Below are 538 nucleotides of genomic sequence, written 5' to 3' on the forward strand. Positions count from 1 at the left end.
CCCAATCCAATTCCGACAGTTCTTGTCGAAGTTGTAGGCGTCCAGCTTGGCCATCAAGATGTCCCGATCCATACAGTCGAACGCTGCACTCAGGTCGAAAGCCGCCATAGCCGTAGTCAAGCCGATATCTTTGGCGTGAGTCAGGTCACGCGCTAACTCTAACATGGCCGTGGTCGTAGACCGATTCGGCCGAAACCCATGCTGACTGCTTGGCAAGATTCCCACCCTCTCTACATGGCTCGAAATCTGTCTATGTACTACTTTCTCGAGAATTTTGGACACGGCCGGTAACATTGAAATCGGCCGATAATTCTCCTTCAAGCTCCTATCACCCTTTTTGGGGACAGGGATGATCTTAGCCTCTTTCCAAGCATGTGGAAAAATGCCACTTGTAATGGAGGCATTGACCAGATAGGTCAGAGGCTCGGCTAAAACCTGAATTCCTTCCCGGATGGCTCGCATGGGTACCCCATCTGAACCTGCTCCAGTGAGCTTCATGGACAACACTACTTTAACAATCTCATGGGAATAAACTGGA

General features: G+C 50.2%; 1 protein-coding gene. It reads right to left on the reverse strand.

Features of this window, described 5'->3' with window-relative positions; translation table 11 throughout:
* The coding region (locus tag JEM65_RS21540) for an RNA-directed DNA polymerase (RefSeq protein ID WP_199603809.1) at positions 1 to 498 on the reverse strand (498 nt) is incomplete at its 3' end.
* Between the last annotated feature and the right edge of the window lie 40 nt (positions 499 to 538).

Source organism: Gelidibacter salicanalis (assembly GCF_016469035.1).
Taxonomy (GTDB): domain Bacteria; phylum Bacteroidota; class Bacteroidia; order Flavobacteriales; family Flavobacteriaceae; genus Gelidibacter; species Gelidibacter salicanalis_A.